Origin of the sequence: Paenibacillus vietnamensis, from assembly GCF_020169515.1 — a bacterium.
Taxonomy (GTDB): domain Bacteria; phylum Bacillota; class Bacilli; order Paenibacillales; family Paenibacillaceae; genus Pristimantibacillus; species Pristimantibacillus vietnamensis.
In genome coordinates this window covers 872,746-895,120 of sequence record NZ_JAHMHW010000001.1, presented here as the reverse complement: position 1 = coordinate 895,120, position 22,375 = coordinate 872,746, and the positions used below count along the sequence as shown (strand labels likewise).

The window sequence follows — 22,375 nt, the reverse complement described above, 5'->3', positions numbered from 1 at the left end:
CCGTTAAAAGCCGATTAAAGCTCCTCCGTCCACCGGCAGTACCGTACCATTCACAAATGCGGCGGCCGGTGATGCGAGGTACACAGCTGCCCAGCCAATATCCTGCGGCTTTCCGAAGGTTTTCATCGGCGTTCGCCCGAGTATCTTCTGCTTTCTCTGCTCGTCGCCGTGCAAAGCTTTATGAAGCATCGGGGTTTCGATCCAGCCTGGAGCAATCCCGTTGACGCGAATGCCGTATTCCGACGTTTCGGAAGCGAGCGTTCTCACCATGCCGAGATAAGCGGATTTCGCGCTTGAATAGGCGACGACATAAGGCTGGCCGATAAAAGAAGTCATTGAAGCTTGAAAAATGATGCTGCCCCTCCCGCGCTCCTTCATGCGCGGGATTAAGGCGCGGCATAACGAGAAAGCTCCCATGACATGCACGTCCATGACGGACCTGAAATCTTCATCCGACATTTCTTCTACCGGTTTTTTGCAATGATTGCCGGCATTGTTCACGAGAATGGAGATCGGACCGACCGTCTCCTCCAGCTCCTCGATGAACCGGCCGGTCTGCTTCGTATCGGCCACATTGAAGGACCGGTAATAAACGCCTTTGCCCATTTGTTCCGCAAGCTTCGTTCGTTCGGCACCGGTGTCGGAACCGACCATAATCACTTCCGCTCCGGCCGCAAGAAAGCACTCGCTCATCGCAAGCCCAAGCCCTGTCGCTCCTCCGGTAATCAGAACCCGCTCGCCTTCCAGTCCGAACATCCTCTGCATCGTTTCCATTCCGTTACACCTCGCAATTTTTTCCCGTGCTTTGATATTTATAGGGGATAAAATATTCCTTATGGTTAAGCAGTTCCGCTTTCGTCAGCTGACCTTGGCAGGCTTGCACGACAAGCCCGAGCAGCTCGGCGGCCAGCTCATCCATCGTTTTCTCGCCGGTCAGAGCCGCTCCGGAGCAAAAATCGAGATCGCCGGACATCCGGCGGAACGTGTTCTCGTTGCCGGTCACTTTAATGACAGGAGATACCGCACTGCCGACGACAGTGCCTCTTCCCGTCACGAGAAACAGCAGATGGCAGCCGCTGCAAACGAGATCCATCAGCCCTTCGCTGTCGTTCGGATTCGTGTAGCCGAAGCCCATGAAATAAGGATCCGGCGTACTGTCCAGCAGCCACAAACCGGGATTGGGCGGAGTTTGCGACACGCGCAGCACGCCCTCGATCGGCTTCGTGCCGCTTTTGGCGAAGGCTCCCATGCTTTTTTCCTCGATCGTCGTAAGTCCGCCCGCAAAATTACCCGGAGAAACCGAGTACTGGCGTACGCTTTTGCAATAATCGAGCATTTTGTCGTAAGCGGCACCGAGATCCGCTCTCGCCGATTCGTTGGCCGCACGTCCGAGCATAATCTCCTTTAGTCCGATCGCTTCAACAATTTCTTCGAATATAGCCGTTCCGCCTGCCTCGACGAGCTTGTCGAACAGCCGGCCGACGACGACGTTACCGGATAAGCCCGACGTATAATCGGAGCCGCCGCATTCCGCCCCGACGATGAGCTCATGAATGTTCATTTCGGTCATTACTGTCTCGCGTTGCAGCTGATCGTGCAGCTTCCTGACCGCGTCCTTCCCGGCTTCTATCGTATTCAAGGTGCCGCCCCGGTCTTGAATGAGCATCCAGTCGGCAGGCTTGCCTTCTTGCCTCGCGATCTCCGCCAATTTGCGGCCCTGTAAATATTCGCAGCCAAGTCCGACCGTAAGCACAGCGCCGACATTCGGATGCCGAAGCAGCGCAATCATCATTCTGAGCGCATACTCGTTATCCGTACATCCCGCAAAGCCGACGACATCGACATCAATTTCGGAATTTCTGAACGAGCTGCCGATTTCTTTGGCCACAAAGGAAGCGCATTCGACCGTATACATGACGAGTATTTTATTTCGAATCCCTTTGGAGCCGTTTTGACGTAGATAACCCCTCCAGGCTGAAATCGGATTACCGGACATTCGTTTTCCCTCCCCTATTGCCGCCGTTAACGGTATTCCACGTCCGTCGGCGCGCCCGAATCCACGTCCAGCGTCGACGACCGCATGTCATAGGCACTTTTGCAATTATGCAAATGCACCCATTCGCCTGCTGCGATATCCCTTGTGGCAATCCCGATCGCAACCCCGTATTTGATGACCGGTTCGCCTTCCGTAATGCGGCGGTTTGCCATTTTATGCCCCTGCTTCACCTGCTGCAAAAGCTCGATGCGGGCGTTCTGCGGCGAACCGTGAACCGATACGCTGCCAGGCTCCAGATCGGAAAGCGATACGCAAACGTTATCGTCCGGATGAATTTGAAAGCTTGCCTGGTGAAACTTGTCGTTCATGCCTTCATCCCTCGCTTCCCAGCTCATGAATATATAATATTTCGGCGGTTTCAATTCCATTATAGGGATGATAACATAGGAATACATCGCGAATAATCAACCAAAAATCTATAAAAATTGAGGAAATCAAATGACCATGACCACGAATGTGATCCATGACATCATCAGTCCCCAATCCGTCCATCTGCTTCACCAGCATCACCCGCAAAGCGGGAAGCTTCCATTCCGGGTAGCCGCATGCGGCCACTATTACTGCCTGAACGGCTACCGCGTGCAGCGGCAGGGACTTCCGTATCGTCTGCTCGTCATGTCCGTTGCCGGGAAAGGGCAAATCACGTTCCGCGGCCAAACGTTTATTTTGAATGAAGGGCAGGTCTTTTTGCTTGATTGCAGAGAGAGGCATGTCTATGAATGCATAGGCGGGACGTGGGAGCTGAAATGGATACGTTTCGAGGAGTCGGCCGGCGTCGATTACGAAGGCTTGATTAATGAAGGCAAATTTCATCCGGTTGCCTTGCGAAATCCCGGTTATGTCGAAGAACGAATCGACCTGGTGCTGGAGCTGGTCAAGCTAAGCGGCACGCAGGCGTCCGATGCGAAATTGGCCGAGGCGTTATGCGGCATCCTCACTACGCTGTGCGAGGATAAACATGCCCGCGACACGGTCAAGCTGTCCGGCGCCGCCTCGTCGGCGATTGCGGACTCGATTTTGTTCATGGAATCGCATTACCGCGAACCGTTAACCGTCAATGAAATCGCCAAACAGCATCACTTAACCACCTATGCTTTCATACGCGCCTTCAAACGCCGTACGGGACTTACTCCTTACGATTATTTGATGAAATTGCGGATTACGAAAGCCAGATTGCTGCTGGAGCAGACGGATCTCCCCGTTCATGAAATATCGGAGCGGATCGGATTTCAAAACGTAAACAATTTTATCCGAAAATTTAAGCTGTTGACTCAATCCACGCCGCTGAAATACAGGAGGCAATATGCTGAATGAAAAGCGGATCCAATGCCCAACCTATGTTCGTTGGAGGTGAGGATCATGACAGGCAGAAACAATAAGCCCGACAACGACGGGCCGGCATCGAGCCCATCGCGCCTTGAGCAGTTCGGCGAGAAACTTGCGGCAGACAAGAGCAACACTCCCCCGAAAAAGAATTCGAACAAGTGTTAACAAGCGTAAACGGGTGGTGCTACGCACGAACCGTTAGCTGCATACTTGCGCAGCTCGGTTCTGTGCCTTCCTCAGGAGGCAAAAGCTCGTTTCGCGTCGAAATATAAGTCAGTTATAAATACAACCTATAACTTCTTATATTTCAAAACAAGGCAGTCCGCATATTGCGGACTGCCTTGTTTTTGGTATTACATCGTGCCCCCGCCCCGGCGGATGCTGGCCGGAATCTGCTCCGGACCTTTGTTGATATTCTCATAAATGAATTGCCCGATTTTCTCGCCGTCGTACGAAGGCAATTCCATTGTTTTCCTCCAAGCGTTTACGACAAAGGCTTGGCCCTCCGGAATATCCTCGCTTGGAACGGCCAGCACGCCCGCTCCCGCTTCTCTGAATTTCGCCAAATATTCCAGCTCCGAGGTGACGACGCTGTCGGCATCTTTCCGGTAATAGATGATGATGTCGCCATGTTCCAGATTGTGGACCAGCATCTCGGTCGCCGGTTTTTCTTCATAAAAACCGAATTTCAAATCATGCGGGCTGTGCGTCCCCGAGGTCGGAATTTTCATTTCGTACTGGACCGGATCGTCCGAATGCTCCGAACCGTAATCCGGATCTTCCGTCACTTCGATTTCAACATCAAAATTCAGCTTATCGACGTTGTAGGTTTTGGTGAGATCTTTGCCGAAATGAATGATTGCGACCAGGATCGAAACGGTTAACAAAAGATGTCCGGCCAGCTTCGTTTTTTTCGTTTTTTCCTTTAATGCCGCTTTTTGCTCCTTTTTAAGCTTGCTCGTATTTTCCTTGTTCCATTTAGAGGCGAACCAGTAGCTAATGAGCGCCATTAGAAAGATGATACCGGCCGTATACAGCAAAAATAACGAAGAGCTTGTGTTCTGATGAATAAGTACATGTGATTCCATGACGAAATAACCGGCTCCCTTTCGCACTACGAAATGTAGTGTATAAGAATAAAAAAAATTAAGTGACGGCGAGCACGATCATGCCCATGAATAGAAGCAAAACCTGCACCGAAATCACGATAGAAACGATGTTAAGCTTGACGGGGATTCCGTCCTGAGGCTCCACCAGCTGCTGAAGCCGGTAATTGACGACGCCATCGTTAAAATGCGCAAGCACGGGCGTCGGATTGTCGCTGAACGCGTTTTTGATCAGCTTGACTAAGGCACTGCCGAGACCGAGCTCCGAGCCTGTTTTTGTAATCGCGTATTCGTCGGCCATCAGCTCACTCATAATTTTATAGTTTTTCAAGGACCACCTGGACAGCGGCACGAACCAGAGCGACTGGGCGGCCAGCTGGAGCATAAAAATTTTCGCGGTGTCATAATGGCTTTGGTGGAACGTCTCGTGCTGGATGACCGCATCCAGTTCGTCGCGGCTCAGCGTCTCGATCAAAGCGCTTGAGAGCACGATAAGCGGATTGCGAAGCCCTACGGTAAAGGCGACCGCCTGAGGGTGACTAATGACGATTAAATTTTGGTTGACGGGCTCAAACGACTCGATAATCGCGGCGGTCAGCTTAATATCCCGAATGGCTAACAGCCTCACCTTTAGCCTCCGTGAAGAAATAAATTGCTGGGCAAGCTTGATCAGCGTAACCAGAAACGAATAGGCAATCAGAGCGTTCAGTAAGGTAATCATCAGAAAATAATACGTCGTATGCTCGTGAAAAAGACTGATGCAAAATTTGAATACATTGACTTTCACGTCTACGCCGAATAAGAGATGCGCCATATACATGCCCATTTGGCTCCAGACGAGAATCGCGATGCCGAAGCTCAGCAGCAATACTAGCGCGGACTTTCTCTCCCAGCGTCTCATGGGATGTCCTTCTTCAGCTGCTTAAGCTTGGACTCCAGCTTGTCCAGCAGCGACTGGTCAACTTCCTTAATCGCATCAAGCATATGCGTGATTACTACCCCGCCAAACTCATCGATCAAATTCTCGGTCAATTGCTTCGACTGGCGATCGATGAAAGCTTGCTTCGTCAGAACGGGATGATAAAGAGACAGTCTCCCCTGCATTCGCTTGGAAAGCATCCCTTTGTCCGCCAGCCGGTTCATCACGGTCATAACCGTATTGAAGTTGATCGGCTTGTCCTTCTCCAGCAGCTGCCGGACCTCTTTAATGCTAAGCTCTTCAGCTTCCCACATCAGCTCCATAATCCTGGCTTCAAGCGAACCGAAAAACCGGTTCAGGCCGGCTTCGCCGTATTTAAATGTTTTGATTTCCATAACGCCCTCCCACACTACACATTATAGTGCAGCATTCAGATGAAGACAAGCAAAAAGCATGCCTGAGCGCAGCTTCGCGCGAATGGCATGCTTCATTGCGGTTCAATCCCAAGGATGCTTTACGGTAAGGAAATCGGCGAATTTTTTGCTTTCGTCCCTGCGGTGCTTCCGCATTTCGGCGCGGTAAGGCGCCGTTTCGAACAGCTTAAGCTCTTCCTCCGTTTCCGCCACGACCTGCGGTACGGGCACGGGCTTCCGGTTCTCGTCAAGCGCGACGAAGGTGAGAAACGAAGTAGCGGCAATCGTCCTGTCGCCGCTCAGCAGATCTTCCTTGATGACCTTGACGAACACCTCGACCGATGTGCGTCCCGTCCAGGTGACAAACGCTTCGAGACTGACGGAATCGGTCGGGCGGATCGGATGAAGGAAGTCGACGGAGTCGGTAGAAGCCGTTACAACCGAACGTCTGCAATGCTTTGTTGCGGCAATTGAAGCGATATCGTCTATGTATGCCATAAGTTTTCCGCCGAACAGCGTATTGTGATTGTTGACGTCCGGAGGAAATACCCTGGCCGTTTTGATACATTTGGATTCGCGTGAAAATCGTTTTTCCATTCTTTGTTGTCTCTCCTATCCAAAAAAATGACTGATGTAAATCATAATGAGCAGCCCGACGATAAACGAATACGTCGCCGACCGCTCGAAGCCGTGGCCGTGCGTCTCGGGAATAAGCTCCTTGTAGACGATAAAGAGCATGGCGCCGGACGCGAATGCGAGCCCGTAGCCGATTAAAGCCTCCACATAGCTGGCGGCAGCATAACCGATCATCGCCGAGACGACCTCCATCAGACCCGTGAAGGTAACAATCGACATCAACTTGAGTTTGCCGACTTTGGATTGGATCAGAAACACCGCCAACACCAGTCCCTCGGGCATATTTTGCGCGCCGATCGCGATCGCGACCATAGGACCGAGACCGCTGCTGGCGCTTGCATAGCTGAAGCCGGTGCTGAGCCCTTCGGGAATGTTATGGATGAATAAGGCAAACATTACGAGCAGCGATTTGGCGTCGAACGAGCTGACTCTTCTTTTTTGCTCGATATCGATGTGCGGTATGTTTTTCTCCAGCAGGTCCAGCGCGACTACGCCGACCAGCAGCCCGAGCGTCAGCGTTACGAGCCCCGATTCATTCAAAGCTTGCGGCAGCAGGCCGAAGGTGGAGGCCGATACCATGATACCCGCGGTAAACGCAATAAGCACGTCCTTCCACTTCTCCGAAAGGCTTTTGACAAATAACAAAGGCAAAGCTCCCAATACGGTAGCCATAGCCGAAATAAAGCTTCCAATCAGGGCTTCCGTCATGATGATCTCCTTATGTCATTTATTTCTTAGCTGTATAGAAATGAAGCCGGTTGCCGAACGGGTCGGTTAAGCTGACTTGGTCCCATTCCTCATCATATCCCGGACGGGCGAATTTATAACGCTTGGCGAGCAGCTCCTCCTGCAGCCGCTTGGCATCGTCAACCTCGATCCGAACCGCCGATCCCGGGCTGCAGTCGCCGTAATGCTCGGATAAATGAAGGACGCAGCCGCCGTTTGAAATTTGCATATAAAGGGGCAAACCGGCCTCGAAGCGATGCTCCCAATCGCAGGAAAATCCTAGAAAATCCAAATAAAATTCCTTTGCCTTGCGCTCGTCGAACATCCGGATGATCGGAACCGTTCGTTTCATGCTAACCGCCATTTCAGCATCCCTTCCTTGTTCGATTATCGCTTCCATGATTATACATCTATTTCCGGACGTACGAAAGAGTATGAGTGCAGTCACGTACAGCAGGCCTAAAGCTCGAATATAAAAAAATTAGGACCATGCCCCGGCGTAGAACGCCGGATGACACGGTCCTTGATCGTTGTTTATTTTGCAATGGTCTCCAATACATCGTCAATCATTCGCGCGCTTGCGATCGGTCCGTAATACAGCCAGCTCGATGTTCTCGGGAATTCGTATACGTTCCCGTTCTTGACGGCCGGAATCGACTGCCAGAGCGGATCCTTCAGCGCCTCCGAGCCGGTGTCCGTGTCGCTGTTCACGAGAATCAGGTGATCCGCATCCAGTTCTGCCAGCTTCTCGAGCGAGATCGCGTTCCAGTTGCCCGTTCCGGAAGCCGCGATTTCCTTGACTACGGCAGGCGCCTCAAGACCGAGGTCCTGGTACAGCACCGCTCCGCTTGACAATTTATCGCTGACGACATAGAAATTTTTCTTCACAAGCCAGATCGCCGCTACCGATTCGCCGGCAGCCGTCGCTTGAAGCTTCGCTTTGGCTTCCTTTGCCTTCGCCTCGTAAGCGTCCAGCACCTTCTGGGCTTCGTCGCTCTTGCCGAGCACTTCGCCGATTTTCAGCAAGGCTTTGCGCCAATCCCCGGATATTTCATCACCGAGCGTGTAGGTTGCGGCGATTTTCGAATACTGCGAATACTTGTCTCCTTCCACCATGCTGTTTGAGCCGATGATGAGCAGGTCAGGATTAAAGCTGGTTACCGCTTCGAACGGAAGATCGTAAGCAATCGTCGGGATGTCCCCCAGCTGCTCCTGCAAATATTCCTGTTTCCCGTTCGCAACGGACCATTGAGCGACCGGCTTCACACCAAGCGCTACCAGATAATCCTCCAAATACGTGGCGATAATGCGCTGAGGGTTGGCCGGTATCGTAACTTCGTTGCCGATCGCGTCGGTAAGCTTCCGCTCCGAAGTCTCATTCCCGGCGGCAGGTGCTTCCGTTGCCGTACTGCTTCCTGTGCTGTTACCTGCGCCTTCGTTTGTTTTGCCGGCGCCGCATGCCGCTAACCACAGCGACATGACCATTAAGCTTAATAAAATGATTACAAATTTTTTGCAGCGTGTGAACACGGTCAGTTCCCCCTAGTTTGTCGATGAAGTGGTTATGAAAACAAAGCTCACTGTTTTCAAAGACAACTCATGATAACAATTCTCATTATCATTGTCAACTGGGGTTTGGGAGGCGCTTAGCGCTCCCTCGGTATCACAAAGCATTTATCGGTGCGGGTAAAGCCGATTTGCGGATAATAGTCCACCGCCGACGGGGCGGACAGCAATATCAGGGAGGCTTCGGCGCCGATCGTTTCTTTTACAAGCTCGGTCAACCTTTTGCCGATGCCCTGCTTTTGGTAATCGCGGCTGACGGCCAGGTCGGACAAATAGCAGCAATACGAATAATCGGTCAGCGCGCGGGCTGCGCCGATCATCCGGTCCCCGTCCCAAGCCGTTATCATGATGTCGGCGTGATCGATCATCTTCTGCAGCCGCTCCAAATCCTGATACGGGCGTTTGATTCCGGATTGCTCGAACACTCTCGACAAGTCTTCTGCTGTTATCGCACGGTCGCTTCTGTACTGGATCATCGCTTTCTCGTCCTCCTTTATTTCATACTCAGCCTCATCTGACATATGCGGTTTATACCAAATGAACCAGCTGCGTGAAGCTGTCGATTGTGTACAGCGGAGCTGCGTTCAGTACCCCGCGCCACGGCTGATTCACCTTGTACCAGATCGTACCCAGACCTGCGTTCGCCGCGCCCTCCATGTCATTCACCGGATGGTCGCCGACGTAAATGCATTCAGACGGCATCAGCCCCAGTCCCGCTAGAGCCGCTTCAAAGATGCGCGGATCCGGCTTTTTGCAGCCCGCTTCCTCCGACACGATAATAAAATCAAATAGCTCTCTTATGCCTAAGCGGTCTATTTTCCCGTATTGAATGTCGTTTCGGCCGTTGGTGATGAGCGCGGTTTTATATTTGGAGCGTATGTACTGCAGCACCTCCGCCGCTTGGTCCATCAGCTTCGCCTGCTTGACGTATTCCGTTTTGTAATACAGCATCAGCTCTTCATGCGACGGTTTGACTTCCCAAGGCATTTCCTCCAGCAATTGCTGAAACAGCGTACGCTTATCCTTATATCCATCCTCATCGAGCTCTACGATACGCGCAAAAATTTCCCCGGGAGCATCCAAATGCCCCAAAAATCGGCCCACAAATGACTCTGTGAATGCTTGAAACGTGCCCGTACGATCCAAAATCGTGTTGTCCAGGTCAAAGATGACCGCCTTAATTCCTTCCACTCAGATCCCCCCTCGCATTTTCCATGATTATACCTGTTATTGGAAGTCACGAATAGATCCTTCTCACCCGGTTCAATCCACATAACGAAAAAAACCGCTGCAGCAGCGGTTTTTTTCATAAAAGTTCAGTTTATTGTTTCTGTCTGCTGTAAGCGACAACCTGCTCGTAAGATAAATGTCCGCCGAAAATGTCCAGAGCGCTTCCGATCGTAATGTCCAGCTTGCCGCCTGAGAGCTCATGGAACAGATCCATGTCTTCCAGCGACCGGGCTCCGCCCGCATACGTCGTCGGAATGGTCACCCATTCGGCCAATGCGCTGACAAGGCTTTGCTGGATTCCTCTTTGCTTGCCTTCCACGTCGACGGCATGGACAAGGAACTCATCGCAGTACTGCTCGAGATAGCGGATATTGGCGGGATTCACTTCAAAATCGCTGAACTGCTTCCATTGATTCGTGACGACAAACCATTTGCCGTCCTTCTCTTTGCAGCTTAGATCGATGACGAGCCGTTCCTTGCCGACCTCGGCTACGATATTCGACAAATGCCGTTCGTTCAGCTGGCCGTCCTTGAAAATATACGAGGTCACGATCACATGCGACGCCCCTTGCTCCAGGTACCGCGCCGCATTGCCGTCATTAATACCGCCGCCGATTTGCAGCCCGTCCGGATAATGCTTTAGCGCCTGCAGCGCCGCCTCTTCGTTTCCGCCGCCGAGCATAATCACATGCCCGCCTGTCAATGCGTCCTTCTTGAACAGCTCGGCATAATAGACGGAGTCATATTGGGAAACGAAATTTTCGATTATTTCCGTATTCAGCGTTTCTCCGACGATTTGTTTTACTTTTCCGTCATGTAAATCGATGCAGGGTCTAAACTTCAAAGGGATTCCTCTATTCTTTATTAATCTATGTACCTATTAGAAAAATAACCGATCCTCCGGTGCGAAAGCAACAGCTGGATACATTTATCGGGAAGTTTGACCGATCGCCGCACTGTAGCGCAGCAAATACCGTTCCCTGTAAGCAGGGTCGGTTTCGAATTCCGGCATCATTGCCGTTGCGGTCTGGTCTACTATTGAATGACCGCTGAACAGACAGTGGTGGTCATAACAGCGATCGTCATGCAGCATATAGGAAAGCGCCCGTGGCACGTTAGACGCTATTCCTTCGTTTTGCTCGTGCATAATCCATTCGATTGTTTTCCAGTCCAAAATGCCTTCATCGGTTTTGACCGGAGTCGGATAGACAAGGCTTTCCGAAACGTCCGCCAAATATACGTACATTCCGCCAAACTGGGACCCGCCGCTTGACCAAGTTACCGCACCTTTGAACCGAAGCTCGTAGTCCAGGATGCCCGTTTCTTCTTCCAGCTCCCTGATCATCGACGCACGCGGCTCCTCATCTTGTTCCAGCTTTCCTCCAACGCCGTTCCAGCGTCCCATCCAGCTTGACCGTTCCCGGTTTAACAACAAAATTTCACTGCCTCGTCTTACAAAACAAATATTGTATTTAAGCATTTGCAAGCTCCCCCGAGTGATATGAACCGTCTGCACTATCATATACCTGAACAGGAGGAATGAAAAGAACATCACGCAAAAAAGCAGCCCTTCCTTTATAGAATAAGAAAGGCTGCTGCCGCTTTATAAGCTTTACTTCGGGTAATAAGAATAACCGGGGTATTTGACGACCGGCCATTTTTGCTTGCGCAGCGCATCCAGCAGCTCCGGCCCGACATTCAAATTGCTGCTTACGATTCCGCGCGGCGTCAATGCCATCCATTGATTGAGCGAAACGTCCACGAACCTGTCGCTTTTGAACATTTCCAAAAACCAGAGCGAATCATCTCCGGTATTTTGAATATAATGACCGGTCGCAAACGGCACGTAGCCGACATCGCCTGCCCGGTAATCGAACGTCCGCGCCGTGCCGTTGCCGATAAATACGGTCATGCGCCCTTGACCGGCAAGGTAATACTGCCATTCGTCGTTATTCGGATGCCAGTGCAGCTCCCTCATCCCCCCGGGCTCCACCTCGACCAGTGCGGCTGCGATCGTTTTGGAAATGGGAAAATTGGCGGAATCGACGATTCGCACATTTCCGCCAGGAGTCCGGATCGGCTGCTGCGCCAGCAAATTATGGGTAAAGCTGAGCGGGACGGTGCCGTAAGGGGATTGAACCTTCGCTTCCCCGATCGGTCCGGGCACCTCGGATTGAAAAATGTATACCTGCTTAGTCGGAATATCGGCGAAAGCTTCCTCGGGTACGCCAAAATTGGCGGATAACACCTCTTTGGGCGTGTGGGCAAACCAGTCCGATATCGAAAGCGTGTTCAGATCGGAAAAATTGCCGTCGTCGAAGACGAGCAAAAACTCGCAGCCGTTCTCTAGTCCTTGTATCGAGTGCGGGATGCCGGGAGGAAAATACCATAACTCGCCTTCGCCGATATCCGCGATAAAATTGCGCCCCGCCTGGTCTACCGAGGTAATGCGCGCCCTGCCCAGCAGCATATAGGCCCATTCCGCCTGCTGATGCCAGTGCAGCTCCCGCACGCCTCCGGCGGTTAGCCTCATATTAACACCCGCAAGCGTAGTTGCGATCGGCAGCTCTCGAACGGTAATTTCCCGCGACCAGCCGCCGTGATTCAGCTGCATGTTGGTGTCGGAGAAAGAAAACTTCAGGTTAGGCACGATTCCGGCATCCGTCAACGGCGGCACGAGCATATCCGGATTTTCCCGGTCGCGCATAATGTCCCGGGGGCCCAGGTCCGTCGCTCCCGCGCCATCCGGCCGGATCGGCTGGGGGATGTTACCGTTTACTGATGGATGACGAGGCGGTTTTTCCATGCTGTTGCCTCCCGGTTGACATAGTGGGATGAAAAATAACTCGGTTTCCGAAGTATATTATGACTGCAGATTGTCAATTATGATCATTTGCTCTATCGCCCGCATACGCGTTCGTGATATGTTGGCATGGAGCATAGGTCTTGATCCTTGAATTGGAGGCGAACCATGTGAAAAACATATCCTTATTTTCAATATCCATGCTGGTGATGACGACACTGCTGGCCGGCTGCGGCCATCCCCCGCAAACGGGCAATCCGTCCCCATCGCCATCGCCCAGCGCTTCAGCGGCGGTTCCTCCGACCACAGAGCCGGTTGAAACCCCGGGGAAGTCGCCAAGTCCTTCGCCAAGCCCATCCGATCCGGTTATCGATCAGTTGGCAAGTCTTACCGTGAACGAGAAAATCGGTCAGCTCGTTATCGTCGGCCTCGAAGGAACCGCGATGACGGCACAAACGAAGACGATGATCGAGAAGTATCATGTCGGGGGATTTATTTTATACAAAGATAATATTGCTGACGTCCCGCAGACGATTTCGCTGCTCAATGCGCTTAAGAAAGCCAATTCCGCCAGCCGGGCTCCGCTGTGGCTCAGCGTCGATCAGGAAGGCGGCAAGGTTAACCGGATGCCGGATCCGATTATGAATACTCCGGAAGCGCAGCAGATCGGGAAAGCAAACGACAGAAGCTATACGCAACAGATCGGGGAAGCGATCGGAGAAGAGCTGCTCGCCTTGGGCTTTAATATGGATTTCGCGCCGGTGCTCGACATTAACAGCAATCCGGATAACCCGGTCATCGGCAGCCGTTCCTTCGGCTCGGATGCGCAGAAGGTAACCGTTCACGGGCTGGAAATGATGGAAGGAATCCGCTCGAAGCAGGTGGCGGCGGTCGTCAAGCATTTTCCCGGCCACGGGGACACCTCCGTCGATTCGCATCTGGAGCTTCCTGTCGTCCATAAGAGCCTCAGCGAGCTGCAAAGCTTTGAGCTGCAGCCATTTAAGGAAGCCGTGGGGCAAGAGGCGGATGCGATTATGATCGCCCATCTTCTGCTGCCCCATATCGATAAAACGTATCCCGCCTCGCTCTCGAAGGAGCTGATTACCGGCTTGCTAAGGGACTCGCTTGGCTATGACGGAGTCGTCATGACCGACGATATGACGATGGGCGGAATCGTCAAAAACTTCAGCATCGGAAACGCCGCCGTCCGTTCCGTGCAGGCAGGCAGCGACATTCTGCTGATCGGCCACGATCCGAAACTGCAAATCGCCGTCCTGAACGCCTTGCGAAAGGCGGTCGAGGACCAAACGATCACGGAGGAGCGGCTGGATCAAAGCGTGCTGCGTATTTTGCGGCTGAAAGCAAAATACGGCTTGAAGGATTCTCCAGCGGAGCAAACGGATCCGGCAGCGATCAACCGAATAATCGAAGAGGCCCTGCAAACGAAAACAAAGAGCTGATCCCGAAAGGACAGCTCTTTGTTTTTGCCGGCAGGTTGTTCCGTCAAAACCGGATCTGCTTTACTTGAGTGATGACGCGGTCTACCGTTTTTTTGACGGCTCCCCGCCGATCCGGCATTAAGTCGACATTCATGCGCGACGCGATGTATTCAACCTGGCCGGAAACGGTCATGTCGTCCGTATCCACATGCTCCCGGAACACCGGATCCGCCAGACCCTCCAAACATCTCTCGATTTGCCGCTCCGCCCAGCAACCGCTTCGTTCGCCGCGTTTTCTCAGTCTTTTTCTAATCGTGTCCGGCGAAGCGCACAAGGCAAAATGGTGGACCGTAACTCCATCCTCCCGGAGCCTGCCGACAATTTCTTGAAAATAATGCTTATCCGCAATCGTCATCGGCGCAATGATCAGGCCGTCAAAGCTCCCGTTCAAATGGTTCAGCATCGAATAATTCATTTCCCGCCACATCGGGTAATGCTGAAAATCGTCCTTCCGGACGGACTTGGGTAAGTTTTTCTGGATAAAATAACCGGCGTTTTCCGGATCATAGACGAAGGAACCGGGCACACGCCTTTGCAGTTCATAGGCCGTCTGCGATTTTCCCGCGCCGAACGCCCCGTTGATCCAAACGATCATTCAGCTCACCCCAAATGCCTGACAAATTGAATAAAATCCGTTATTTCCGGCTGGCCGCCCCCACTTTTCACGAGGGAAGCGATCTGTCCCCGGTGATAGCTGCCATGCAGCACGGCATGCATTAAGATATCGCTAACGGCGGTATGGAACTCTATCCCCGTGCTGGTGCGGTAGGTCAACATTTTGGAAAAATCCCCGTCTCCTGCTTCATCGAACCATTTCTCATAGCCCCGTTTGTTTTGATCCGCAAGCTCGGCGCATTGATCGAGTGTAAGCTCCGGCCAGACGGTGATCGGAGCTTCGTCGTCCCCGTTCAGTCTCGACAGCCAAATCGCTTCGGCGGCAACAAGATGCGACAGCAGCTTAAGCGGCTTCTCGAGGCTGCCCTGAGGTTGCCGCAAAGATTTGATTGCTTGCAAATTGGCCCAATAGGCATGCTCGAAATTTCTTCTAAACAAGGCTGCTGGCGATAAATCGGTTGTCAATTCGTATTCCTCCCTGAAAAAAGTTATACAAGTCAAATTAAACAAGATTAAGCGCGCTGATTACCGTCCACATACCGGATAATACAATTAAATAAAGGGCCAGCTTCCTGAACGTTTGATCATTAAGCCTTTTGATGGCGGCAACGCCGACGATCACGCCAATCAGCATGCCTGGAACGAACCAGACGGTATAACGGATAACCTCGGCTGTGAGCAATCCGCTGAACGAATACGTCGTCATCGTAATGATGTTCAAGACGACACCATACACGGTAATATTCGCTCTGAATGTCTGCTTGTCCGCACCTTGATTGGACAGGAACAAGGCAACTGGCGGTCCGCTCATGGAAATGCTGCCGTTTAACAAGCCGCTTGTGAGGCCAACCGGTATAAAAGCGATTTTTTCGTTTTGGACCGGAAACGCCTTCCCTAGCAGCAGCAAGATGCCGAAAATAACGACAAGCAGCCCGGCAAATAGCTTCAGCTTATCCGGCTGTACCGTTTCCAGCAGCCATACTCCTGCGGGAACGGCGATTAAGCTGGAGACGATCATCAGCGATATTTTTTTCAGCTGAATATGGCGCCATGTTGTTTTGAGCACGATCAGATTCGTAATCAGACTTAACGCCACAATGACCGGAACGGCTTCGGTGATCGGAATGAGCTTGGTCAATAACGGCATAGAGATTAATGCAAATCCAAAGCTCGTTAAGCCTTGGATAAACCCTGCGGCTAAAATGACGATAAATCCTATTAAGACTAATTCCAAAGCTTCCAAGTTAAACATCCTCTTTTCTTCTAGGCTGCCGGTTCCAACTAAACGCTGTGACAGAGGCGATTTTTATTTAATTCAGTTAATCTTTTATGCGATTAATTACTAAAAGTTTTGCAATCATCGTTCCATTTTCGGCACTAACTACTACACCCCATTAATGTTTAATGTGATTAATAAAAAAGTGCTTGTCTTTTTTTTATCCCGCAGCGCTCGTATAGACTTCACTAAATTATACCAATCAACCTGACGGTTGGAAACTATCTTTATCCCCACGAAAAAAAGAGAATCGCAACCGGATTTCCGGCACGTTTCTCTCTTCCTGTCGCACCTATTGAACAATGCGATTGTTTAACCGCCGCTTATTCAGCCGCCGGCGTTCGCCGTAAGACCGAGCACCGCCAGCTCGAGCGTTACCTTCTCGATCAGACGCGCTTTTTCGTCCGGCTCCAAAAACGAAGCGCGGGCGCCGTTCATGATCACTTGTACAAGCTGGCCGATCGAAAGTCCGCAATGCTCCAGCAGCAGTTCATACTCCTTTTGAAGCGTCGTATCGGATACGGTCATATTGTCCGTGTTCACCGTTACCAAAATGCCGTTTTCCAAATAACGGCGCAGCGGATAATCCGCAACAGCGGAGACAGCCTTCGTCTGAAGGTTGCTGACCGGGCACATTTCGAGCGGAATTTGCTTCTCCTTCACCAGCTCCATGACGGAAGCGTCCTCCATAATTCTTACGCCGTGCCCGATTCGCGAGGCGCCAAGCTCCATGACAGCGACGCGGACATGATCCGCCCCTCCCGCCTCGCCGGCATGGATCGTAACCGGCAGTCCAAGACGGCGGGCTTCCCCGAACAAGCCGCGAAACAGCCCGGGAGGGTAGGACGCCTCATCGCCGGCCAGATCGGCAGCCACGACTCCTTTGCCGTGAAAGCGTGCCGCTTCTTCAATGACTGCCATATTTTGCTCAAGAGGATGGCTTCGCAAACAGATGACAATCGCTCTGGCAACCGTACCAAAGTGCTGCTCGCCGCGCTTCAGGCCTTCCGTTACATGGCGGATCACCGCTTCCAGCGTCAGCCCCGTTACCCGATGCAGCTGTGGCGCGAACCGTACCTCGATATATCGGACCCTTCCGGCTGCCGCCTGCTCGACAAGCTCGTAAGCGGTTCGCTCCAGCGCTTCGCCCGTTTGCAAGTAAGGCAGCACAAAGCTGAACTTCTCCAAATATTCAGTAAGACTTCCGCAGCTGTCGTTCACCTTCATGCGGGACTCCAGCTCTGCATCCGAATATGCCGTCAGCGGCCGGCCGGCCTCAAGCGCCAGCTCCTTTAACGTTTGCGGTCTGACGCTGCCGTCCAGATGAACATGCAATTCGATTTTCGGAAGCCGCTCCAGAAGCGACCGTTCAGCAGCATCTAATGAAAATGTCATCGCTCCATCCCCTTTCCTTGTGGTACTTCGCCCGGTAACCGTTCCTATCATCTTATACTTCTGCCGCCGCTTCTATACTTGCAGCGCTAGCTTCCCCGGTATGTGCTGTAGCCGCCTGGAGCAACGAGAAGCGGGACGTGGTAATGGGAGCCTCCGTCCTTAATGCGCAGACGGATCGGAATCCGGTCGAACATGCTATCCGTCAGTGAAGACAGCTGCGGACTCCTGCGGAAATGGTCGCCGGCTGCAAATACCAGCTCATAGATCCCGGTTTTCATCGGTTCTCCTTCGAGCAACGGGCGGTCTGCCCGCCCGTCCACATTTGTTTCACAGAAGCCGATGAACGTCATCTCGCCGCGGGTCTCCGCGCTTTCTCCGTCCCCCAAATACCATAGCTCGACCCTCATGCCGGCCACGGGTTTGCCGCCGGCCAGGTCCAGCACATGCGTCGTAATCCGGCCGCTCATTCGTCTCCCTCCTCTTCCTCCAAATCGTCGCGGGTCATCGTAAAGCCCTGAAAGCCATAGGGAGGGCGGGGCTCCGTATAAACGCCTGCCGAGGAGGGATCCGCCGGTTCCACAACCGTTTCCCACGTACGGTTATTCGATTCGAAGCGAACCCCGGACAGCTGAGGGAAAACGGTTAAAATCCGTTGCCCGATTAAGTAAATCAGATATTGGATCGACGGCGTGTTGTGCGAATGAAACACGGTATGGGCGATATCGTGGATTTGCTCGGACGGGACATAACGGCCGCGACTGCCGTCCATGCCGTCTTCGGCATCCTCGTAGGTCCAGCAAATATCCAAAAAAATATATAGCGGCCGGTCGTAGCTATCCGGCAAAGTCGTATATTCATCTCGCACGAAGCCGTAGAAGGAGCTCCCGCTCACTTTAATCAGCTGGATTTGCGACAAAGCGCTTTCCTGCTCGGAAGCCGTAATCCCGTCTGCGCTCCTGATCCATTTCGAATACACGCTAGCATGCTCGTTGCGGGAACGCCGGAAGACGAGCTGGCTTGGTGTCCAGCCGCTGTCGCCGGCTACGGTGACGGAGCTGAACGGCATACGGTCCGCGCTCATTTCGACCGCATCGATATGCGGATAAGTTTCCATAAACCGGAGTCCGAGAAACGCCAGCAAACCTTCCGTCGTGCTTCCGTCATACTGCGCGGTTTGCCGCAAAATAAAATTTTTCATCGAATCCGTTGCCACAACCTTGGTATTGTCGCCTTCGGTAAAGGAAGTCAACAGCTCCTCGCTGCTGACGGAAAATTTGATATTATGAGCAAAAATAACATTTTTGTCGCCTGTATAAGGGGACTCCTTGATCGGCTTGACCGACAGCGGTGCCGCAAAGGTCCGGTAGCTGAGCACGTCGCCTTTTCCGTAATAAAGCGTTCGCCCGCTTCGCAAGTTCAACATGTCGATCAATCCTTTCTTTTATCCGTTGATGAGGTCCTTTAAGCGAAAACCCGTAATTTTTCCGATTTCCAGCATCGCCTGCTCCGCTTCGAGGCTAGCCGGATGTTCAATTCTTGATGTCATCGCTTCGAGAATTTGCTCCTTCGTTTTGCCGCGCACCGCCAATATAAAAGGAAAACCGAATTTGGCGACATAGGCTTCGTTTAAGCTGCGAAATTGCTCATATTCCTCGGCAGACAGCCGGTCGAGCCCCGCGCCCTCCTGCTCCCGCGCCGAATAGTCCGCAACGGCAAGCCGCGTTCCCAGATCGGGATGCGCGCGAAACAGGTCAACGATCGTTTCCGTCCGGGATTCCCGCACAACGTTCATCATCGCCTCATGAAGCTCGTCTGACGAGCCGAAAGGCCTGCATGCCCATGCCGTGCCAGCCACCCATGGCGAATGCTCGAAAACCGCTCCAAGCGCCTCTATGAATTGCTCTCTGCTTAACTCGTTTATTTGCTCAATCGTCAGCTTCATCTCATGTTCCTCCCCTGCTCCGAAATCGCATATGCACCCTCCCCCGGAGATGATCCGGCCGCTCATGCCATCCCCGCTTCAACCGGACGACCTCCGTCCTTCGACGGCCCGTTTTACGGCCCGCCAAATGCCTCCGTACCCTGTGCAGCGGCATATATTGCCGGACAGCGCCTCCGCAATTTCGTCGTCGGACGGATCCGGACTGCTCTCCAGCAGCGCCTTAACGGAAATAACCATGCCCGGCGTGCAATACCCGCACTGAAAACCGCCTTCCTCCATAAAAGCTAGCTGAACCGGATCGTTCCCGTTTATCGTCGATAAGCCTTCAATCGTCGTAATGCTTTTCCCGCTGCATTGATAAGCCATCGTCAAGCAGGCGTTCACGGGTTTGCCGTCCACTAACACCATGCATGCGCCGCAGCGTCCGATTTCGCAGGAGCGCTTAGCGCCCGTCAGGGCAAGGTCGTCCCGCAAAATCGACAGAAGTCTAGCAGAAGGCGCCGTTTCGATTTCATGGCGGCTCCCGTTCACGGAGCACGACAGCTTATATGGAGTCCCGAGCCGTACGGCATGTTCATTCATCCCCGGTCACCGCCTTCTTTTAGGAAAAATGGGACGTCCTGCAGCTCGAGCGGGTTGACCGGCAGCCGGCTCACCCAAACGCCGGCAGCGTCCCGGATTGCCGCTGCGATCGCAGGCGCGACGGTTACCGAACCGACCTCACCGATGCCCCGCGGTCCGTATTCGTCGCCGGCGGGGAGCTCCTCAATTGGCAAAACCGTCACTTTTCCCCTATGCTCCGCAATTGTTGGTACAAGATAAGTGTCCATATTGCGGGTCACATAAAACCCTTTCTCCATCAGGGCTTCCTCCGTAAGAGCAAAGCCGAGCGCCATGCTGCTTCCGCCCTCGATTTGTCCGAGAAAGCCTTGGGGATTAATAACAGGTCCTGCGGCTACGGCATGAAACTGCTCCAGCACCTTGACTCGTCCCGTTAACGTATTCACTTCAGCCTTAACGGCAACTGCCGAATAAGTATACATAAAATGGGCGCCCACCCGGTCGGTCGACGACACCGGAAAATGAAACGATGTATCGCAGCGGATTTCCGCTCCATCCGCTTGCGCCAGCTCCTTATAGGTTAGCTGCAGCGCGGCTTCGCCGTTCTCCTTCAACCGGATCCCGCCTTCGCTTAACCGAAGCAAGTCCGCAGGAATGCCCAGCACCGACGAGGCTCGCCCAAGCATTTGCTCAAGAAAAGGCTCCTTCAGCCGCTGCAGCGATTTCCACATCATCGCCGTTGCCCGCGATGCGGTAGTGGAGCCGCTGTCCGGCACGACGTCGGTATCTCCGATAATGATCCGAATGTCTTCAGCCGCAAAGCCGAACTGCTCGATCAGCATCAGCTCAAGCGAGGCAAGCAAGCCTTGGCCGAATTCCTCGTAACTGAACACCGCTTCGATTTTGCCGTCCGGCGCAAGCTGAAGACGGCCGCCGGCCGGATCGGGAATGCCGAAGCCAAGTCCCGCACCATGCATTGTAAAGGCCGCGCCGATGCCTGTTTTTATCCATGGCTCGCAGGTCACGGTCTGCGAGCGGTTCAGCTTCTCGAGCCACAAGGGGCTTTTCGCAACAGCCTCCCATACCTGCCCGGCGCCCTCAGTCGCCGCGATCGGCTGATCGAACGGTCCGGGGTCGCCCGGCTCCCGCATATTCAGCTTGCGAAACGCCCAAGGCTCCATTCCGAGACGCTCGGCCAGCCGGTCCATTTGGCCTTCCAGCGCGAAAATCGCCTGATTTCCGCCGAAGCCGCGGAATTCGCCCGACATGCCGTTATTCGTAAACGCGGACGCGCCCATCACCGATAGATTCGAATACCGGTATGGCCCGATCACATGCTCTGTCGCAAAATTAAGCACCTCGGCACCCAGCGTGGAATACGGGCCGGTATCCGCTAAAATGTCCACTGCATGGGCGATCAGCTTGCCGGATGCATCGGTGCCCGTCTTCATACGGATTTTCATCGGATGTCGTTTTAAGCCGGCCCGGACGGATTCCCAGCGGGAATTGTGTATTTTCACCGGCAGGCCCGTTCGAAGGGCCAGCAGCGCTCCGTACGGCTGTACGTTTAGCTCGTCCTTGCCGCCGAAGGAACCGCCGATTGGACTCGAGACGACCCGTATGTCCGTCTGCGGCATATCCAAAATGCGCGCCAGCTGCATACGGTCCATAAAACCGTGCTGCGTCGGGGAATAGACCGTCAGCCGGCCGTTTGCTTCGGGTACGAATAACCCGCCTTCCGTTTCCATATACGTATGCATCTGCCGGGGGGTATAATACGTTTCCTCCACGATATGAACGCATTGCCCGAATCCGGCCGCCGTATCGCCTTTGCAAAAGGAGGTCCGGTGCAGAGCGTTGCCTCCGGGGTGAAGCTGAGGGGCATCCGGCAGCAGCGCCATCTCCGGATCGTCGACCGTCTCCAGCAGATCGTATTCGACCTCGATCAGGCTGAGCGCCTGCTTGGCGATGGCGGGAGAATCGGCCGCAACCGCTGCTATCGCATCTCCTACATATCTGACAACGTCCTTGCAAAATACCGGCTGATCCGGGTTGGCAATGCCAAATGCGTTCAGCCCCGGCACATCCTCATGCGTAAGCACCGCCCGGACGCCGTGCAGCTGCTTGGCTTTCCCGGTATGAATGCGTGCGAGCCGCGCATGGGGATGCTCACTTCTCAGCACAAGCCCGTAGAGCATGTTTTCCCGGGTCAAGTCGGTCAAGTACGTCAGACTGCCCGTAACCTTCCCCGGCCCGTCGGGACGAATCCGCCATCGTCCGCCGCTGTTCGCGCGATTTAACAGCAT

General features: G+C 53.2%; 26 protein-coding genes. 2 read left to right on the top strand and 24 right to left on the bottom strand.

Annotated elements, in window-relative coordinates; all coding sequences use genetic code 11:
- Positions 1 to 3: 3 nt before the first annotated feature.
- The 3 genes from KP806_RS04000 to KP806_RS03990 are packed head-to-tail and all read right to left on the bottom strand — an operon-like array spanning position 4 to position 2,364.
- A complete protein-coding gene (locus tag KP806_RS04000) occupies positions 4 to 774 on the bottom strand; it encodes an SDR family NAD(P)-dependent oxidoreductase (protein WP_224722240.1) in 771 nt (256 codons plus the stop codon).
- 4 nt (positions 775 to 778) lie between these two features.
- A complete protein-coding gene (locus tag KP806_RS03995; RefSeq protein ID WP_224722239.1) occupies positions 779 to 1,996 on the bottom strand; it encodes a UxaA family hydrolase in 1,218 nt (405 codons plus the stop codon).
- Between the two features lie 26 nt (positions 1,997 to 2,022).
- Entirely contained in the window at positions 2,023 to 2,364 is a 342-nt protein-coding gene (locus KP806_RS03990; RefSeq protein ID WP_224722238.1) for a UxaA family hydrolase, read from the bottom strand.
- Positions 2,365 to 2,500: 136 nt separating this feature from the next.
- Here KP806_RS03990 and KP806_RS03985 point away from each other — a divergent pair, with 136 nt between their 5' ends.
- On the top strand, positions 2,501 to 3,370 hold the full coding sequence (locus tag KP806_RS03985) for an AraC family transcriptional regulator (protein WP_224722237.1): 870 nt from the start codon (positions 2,501 to 2,503) through the stop codon (positions 3,368 to 3,370).
- Positions 3,371 to 3,735: 365 nt separating this feature from the next.
- Here the strand turns inward: KP806_RS03985 and KP806_RS03980 are convergent, their stop codons facing one another.
- The 12 genes from KP806_RS03980 to KP806_RS03925 all read right to left on the bottom strand — a co-directional run bounded on the left by KP806_RS03980 (position 3,736) and on the right by KP806_RS03925 (position 12,784).
- Positions 3,736 to 4,470, bottom strand: coding sequence for a DUF3105 domain-containing protein (locus tag KP806_RS03980; RefSeq protein ID WP_224722236.1), 735 nt, complete (start codon positions 4,468 to 4,470; stop codon positions 3,736 to 3,738).
- A gap of 58 nt (positions 4,471 to 4,528) precedes the next feature.
- Entirely contained in the window at positions 4,529 to 5,389 is an 861-nt protein-coding gene (locus KP806_RS03975; protein WP_224722235.1) for a M56 family metallopeptidase, read from the bottom strand.
- Positions 5,386 to 5,802, bottom strand: a complete 417-nt coding sequence (locus KP806_RS03970; protein WP_224722234.1) for a BlaI/MecI/CopY family transcriptional regulator — start codon at positions 5,800 to 5,802, stop codon at positions 5,386 to 5,388. The genes KP806_RS03975 and KP806_RS03970 overlap by 4 nt, the downstream gene beginning before the upstream one ends.
- Positions 5,803 to 5,904: 102 nt before the next feature.
- Positions 5,905 to 6,417, bottom strand: coding sequence for an acyl-CoA thioesterase (locus KP806_RS03965; protein WP_224722233.1), 513 nt, complete (start codon positions 6,415 to 6,417; stop codon positions 5,905 to 5,907).
- Between the two features lie 15 nt (positions 6,418 to 6,432).
- A complete protein-coding gene (locus KP806_RS03960) occupies positions 6,433 to 7,164 on the bottom strand; it encodes a ZIP family metal transporter (protein ID WP_224722232.1) in 732 nt (243 codons plus the stop codon).
- Between the two features lie 19 nt (positions 7,165 to 7,183).
- The gene (locus KP806_RS03955; protein ID WP_224722231.1) at positions 7,184 to 7,546 is read right to left on the bottom strand and encodes a glyoxalase superfamily protein; all 363 of its coding nucleotides are present in this window, start codon (positions 7,544 to 7,546) and stop codon (positions 7,184 to 7,186) included.
- Positions 7,547 to 7,716: 170 nt separating this feature from the next.
- The gene (locus tag KP806_RS03950; protein ID WP_224722230.1) at positions 7,717 to 8,712 is read right to left on the bottom strand and encodes an ABC transporter substrate-binding protein; all 996 of its coding nucleotides are present in this window, start codon (positions 8,710 to 8,712) and stop codon (positions 7,717 to 7,719) included.
- A 116-nt stretch (positions 8,713 to 8,828) separates the two neighbouring features.
- The gene (locus tag KP806_RS03945; protein WP_224722229.1) at positions 8,829 to 9,224 is read right to left on the bottom strand and encodes a GNAT family N-acetyltransferase; all 396 of its coding nucleotides are present in this window, start codon (positions 9,222 to 9,224) and stop codon (positions 8,829 to 8,831) included.
- 52 nt (positions 9,225 to 9,276) lie between these two features.
- Positions 9,277 to 9,939 carry an HAD family hydrolase gene (locus KP806_RS03940; protein ID WP_224722228.1) on the bottom strand — a complete coding sequence of 221 codons (663 nt, stop codon included), beginning with the start codon at positions 9,937 to 9,939 and terminating at the stop codon, positions 9,277 to 9,279.
- Positions 9,940 to 10,069: 130 nt separating this feature from the next.
- Entirely contained in the window at positions 10,070 to 10,822 is a 753-nt protein-coding gene (gene hisA / locus KP806_RS03935; RefSeq protein WP_224722227.1) for a phosphoribosylformimino-5-aminoimidazole carboxamide ribotide isomerase, read from the bottom strand.
- 84 nt (positions 10,823 to 10,906) lie between these two features.
- Positions 10,907 to 11,458: an NUDIX hydrolase gene (locus KP806_RS03930; protein ID WP_224722226.1), complete on the bottom strand. Its 552-nt coding sequence runs from the start codon at positions 11,456 to 11,458 to the stop codon at positions 10,907 to 10,909.
- Positions 11,459 to 11,590: 132 nt separating this feature from the next.
- Positions 11,591 to 12,784, bottom strand: a complete 1,194-nt coding sequence (locus KP806_RS03925; RefSeq protein ID WP_224722225.1) for an oxalate decarboxylase family bicupin — start codon at positions 12,782 to 12,784, stop codon at positions 11,591 to 11,593.
- A gap of 167 nt (positions 12,785 to 12,951) precedes the next feature.
- On the opposite strand from KP806_RS03925, the gene nagZ reads away from it, so the two are divergent.
- Positions 12,952 to 14,241, top strand: coding sequence for a beta-N-acetylhexosaminidase (gene nagZ / locus KP806_RS03920; protein WP_224722224.1), 1,290 nt, complete (start codon positions 12,952 to 12,954; stop codon positions 14,239 to 14,241).
- Between the two features lie 43 nt (positions 14,242 to 14,284).
- On the opposite strand, the gene KP806_RS03915 is transcribed toward nagZ, so the two are convergent.
- The 9 genes from KP806_RS03915 to pucD form a co-directional block, all read right to left on the bottom strand.
- Positions 14,285 to 14,875, bottom strand: a complete 591-nt coding sequence (locus KP806_RS03915; RefSeq protein ID WP_224722223.1) for an AAA family ATPase — start codon at positions 14,873 to 14,875, stop codon at positions 14,285 to 14,287.
- Positions 14,876 to 14,880: 5 nt separating this feature from the next.
- Entirely contained in the window at positions 14,881 to 15,360 is a 480-nt protein-coding gene (locus KP806_RS03910) for a DinB family protein (RefSeq protein WP_224722222.1), read from the bottom strand.
- A gap of 37 nt (positions 15,361 to 15,397) precedes the next feature.
- The gene (locus tag KP806_RS03905; RefSeq protein WP_224722221.1) at positions 15,398 to 16,138 is read right to left on the bottom strand and encodes a sulfite exporter TauE/SafE family protein; all 741 of its coding nucleotides are present in this window, start codon (positions 16,136 to 16,138) and stop codon (positions 15,398 to 15,400) included.
- A gap of 360 nt (positions 16,139 to 16,498) precedes the next feature.
- Entirely contained in the window at positions 16,499 to 17,566 is a 1,068-nt protein-coding gene (gene add / locus KP806_RS03900) for an adenosine deaminase (protein WP_224722220.1), read from the bottom strand.
- Positions 17,567 to 17,652: 86 nt separating this feature from the next.
- Positions 17,653 to 18,033, bottom strand: a complete 381-nt coding sequence (gene uraH, locus KP806_RS03895; RefSeq protein WP_224722219.1) for a hydroxyisourate hydrolase — start codon at positions 18,031 to 18,033, stop codon at positions 17,653 to 17,655.
- Positions 18,030 to 18,989, bottom strand: a complete 960-nt coding sequence (gene pucL / locus KP806_RS03890) for a factor-independent urate hydroxylase (protein ID WP_224722218.1) — start codon at positions 18,987 to 18,989, stop codon at positions 18,030 to 18,032. Before pucL ends, uraH begins: the two co-directional genes overlap by 4 nt.
- A gap of 18 nt (positions 18,990 to 19,007) precedes the next feature.
- Positions 19,008 to 19,508, bottom strand: a complete 501-nt coding sequence (gene uraD / locus KP806_RS03885; RefSeq protein ID WP_224722217.1) for a 2-oxo-4-hydroxy-4-carboxy-5-ureidoimidazoline decarboxylase — start codon at positions 19,506 to 19,508, stop codon at positions 19,008 to 19,010.
- A gap of 78 nt (positions 19,509 to 19,586) precedes the next feature.
- Positions 19,587 to 20,090 carry a (2Fe-2S)-binding protein gene (locus KP806_RS03880; protein ID WP_224722216.1) on the bottom strand — a complete coding sequence of 168 codons (504 nt, stop codon included), beginning with the start codon at positions 20,088 to 20,090 and terminating at the stop codon, positions 19,587 to 19,589.
- On the bottom strand, positions 20,087 to 22,375 hold the full coding sequence (gene pucD / locus KP806_RS03875; RefSeq protein WP_224722215.1) for a xanthine dehydrogenase subunit D: 2,289 nt from the start codon (positions 22,373 to 22,375) through the stop codon (positions 20,087 to 20,089). Before pucD ends, KP806_RS03880 begins: the two co-directional genes overlap by 4 nt.